Here is a 2,330-nt window from a genome sequence, read left to right as displayed (position 1 = left end):
ATTACAGCTTCTGCAATACGAGATTTACAGCAACGGTACGAAATCCCAGTCACAGGGCAAGTCAATCCTACAACTTGGGAAGTCCTAGATATGCGCGAAAACCCCTATCGATCACCGCTTCCCTGGAAACAACAGAACATTACACAACCACAAGTCACAGGAGATTTCTCATGAACCGAAAGATTCTTTCAACCAAAATTACAACTACAACCACAATCGCAATCACAATTCTGTTCGGCGTACTCCTACTGTTCAATTTTCCATCCCTGGCTCAAGTCAATTCACAAGTGATTCCCAGAATCGAAGTGATCGAAGGTTCCCAGGAAATTCCACCCAGCTACCGTTTAGTCATTAGCCGATCTCAGGACAATGTTTATGTCTTCTGTCCGACTGACTTCGAGCCAGAGTTGAACTATCTGCGAAATGTGAAGGCGATTCAATGTAAGCCGTTTACCAGTCCCTAGAAGTAAACTAGTGAGGGGCAACAGCATAACAACTCACACCACTTTTTTGCTTTGAACAGAGGAGAGATTCAGATGTCAGAGAAAAACAAAGCCATTTTAGAAGAGGCAAATGCGGCGAACGCTGCAGGCAACTATGAAGGATTCTTGTCATTCTGCACTGACGACACGAAATGGACGTTCGTAGGGGACATTCTGCACTGACGACACGAAATGGACGTTCGTAGGGGACAAGACCCTTAACGGAAAAGAAGTTGTTCGCCAATATATGGCAGAGACATACATAGAGCCGCCAAAGTTTACGGTCGCCAACTTAATCGCTGAGGGTGATTTCGTCACGGCAGTTGGCGACATCACACTGAAGGACGCAGACGGGAAGGCGGATCATTACTCGTACTGCGATGTCTGGCGCTTTCGTGACGGAAAGATTGTCGAATTAAGGGCTTTCGTCATCAAAACCGAAGTCAAGGATGAAACTAGCAGCGCGGCGTAATTAGAAGCTCATAGATTCGTCTTTTGAATCCACCGCAAGCTAGAGGGTATAACTTTAATCTTGTCCGTAATCTTGTCCGTGGTGTGATCGCTGAGGTAGGGTAAATCGCGGCAGCGATCGCCGCTCTAGTCACAACGCTTCTGCACAAAGCTGCAACGCTTTTGTATCAAATTGCAATCCTTTTGCATCAGACCGCAATGTTTCTGTATCGAGTCATCTTGCTTCTGTCACAGGTTGCAATGTACAGCTATCAGCAAAAACTTGATTGATTTATAACTCATAGTGAGCAACTTTAACACCACCTAAGAGGTTTTTTATGCAAGAGACAAAATACTCTTCCTCAGTGTCTTTTGAGACTACGCACAGGCTCTCAAGCCGTGAATTGGAAGTTTTGAAACTCATGGCGGAAGGTCAAAGTAATTCTGAAATTGCAGCCCATCTATATCTAAGCCACAACACTATAAAAACTTATGTACGTGGTATCTTCAACAAACTTGGAGTTGACCATCGTGTACAAGCTGCTGTAGTTGCTTTACGTCAAGGGCTGATTTAGGAGGTTCAATGATAACTTCTGAAGAAGCACTGGAAGTTGTAGAGCAAATTTTACCACCAGGAACACTAACCTCTGTCAAAGTAGTGGTATTTCATCACTCTTGGAACGGTAAAGAATATAGAACCTATTTGAGATCTTAAGGAGAGGCTGCAAGCCGCTTAATCATTAGCCGAATGAAGCAAAGGTTGAGTTTGGTTATGGCAATGGCAAGCGTCCGCTCAAAGTTCTTGACCAAGATTTTACAACGCTCCATCCAGGCATTGGAACGCTCAATCACCCACCTGGCAATTGCCGGAACAAATCCAGATTTTCCCTGTTCTGCCTTTTCTTGTTTCGAGGGCTTGGTCGAAAGCTCAAACCTGATTGGTGGTACTCAAGACGTAATGATGAAGAAGCAAAGTCTTTTCTGTTCTCCTACCATGCCTGCCTGCCCGATTTGTGCATCCACCAAAACGGTTAAGAATGGTCACATCCACAACGGTAAATAACGATTCAAATGCCACGACTGCAAACGACAGCTCATCGAACAACCCAGCAAAAAAGTGATCGACCAAGCCACGCGGAAACTAATTGACCGCTTGCTGTTAGAGCGGATTTCATTAGCTGGTATTGCTCGTGCGACACAGGTTTCTCAACAATGGCTGCAAACCTACGTGAACGAGAAATATGCGAAGGTGCCCCGTCAAGTGCAGGTGACACCCAAAAAAAGGGGTTCTGTTGCAAAGATTTTAAAGTAACAAACGAACTGCTCTCGTTCGTATTGCTTTAAGCACTCACTCCGAAGATTTCATTGACGAATTCTGCTTGAGATACACTTTCCCCT

At 44.8% G+C, this 2,330-nt stretch carries 2 protein-coding genes and 3 pseudogenes; 4 read left to right on the top strand and 1 reads right to left on the bottom strand.

Annotation, left to right across the window (positions count from 1 at the left end; all coding sequences use genetic code 11):
- The 4 genes and pseudogenes from NDI45_RS30830 to NDI45_RS30815 form a co-directional block, all read left to right on the top strand.
- Nucleotides 1-174 (top strand): peptidoglycan-binding domain-containing protein, encoded by a 174-nt coding sequence (locus NDI45_RS30830; RefSeq protein ID WP_347277940.1) that lies wholly within the window; start codon nt 1-3, stop codon nt 172-174.
- Nucleotides 171-464, top strand: coding sequence for a hypothetical protein (locus tag NDI45_RS30825; protein ID WP_190794869.1), 294 nt, complete (start codon nt 171-173; stop codon nt 462-464). Before NDI45_RS30830 ends, NDI45_RS30825 begins: the two co-directional genes overlap by 4 nt.
- A 72-nt stretch (nt 465-536) precedes the next feature.
- Nucleotides 537-954: pseudogene (locus tag NDI45_RS30820) on the top strand (nuclear transport factor 2 family protein).
- A 367-nt stretch (nt 955-1,321) separates the two neighbouring features.
- A pseudogene (locus tag NDI45_RS30815) lies at nt 1,322-1,507 on the top strand (response regulator transcription factor); the annotation flags it as partial.
- 136 nt (nt 1,508-1,643) lie between these two features.
- Here the strand turns inward: NDI45_RS30815 and NDI45_RS30810 are convergent.
- Nucleotides 1,644-1,871, bottom strand: a pseudogene (locus tag NDI45_RS30810) (IS5/IS1182 family transposase); the annotation flags it as partial.
- Between the last annotated feature and the right edge of the window lie 459 nt (nt 1,872-2,330).

Source organism: Leptolyngbya sp. GB1-A1 (assembly GCF_039962475.1).
In the GTDB taxonomy this organism is placed as follows: Bacteria; Cyanobacteriota; Cyanobacteriia; order Elainellales; family Elainellaceae; genus Leptolyngbya_A.
The sequence above is the reverse complement of the archived record's forward strand: the minus strand, read 5'-3'. Positions and strand labels throughout refer to the sequence as shown.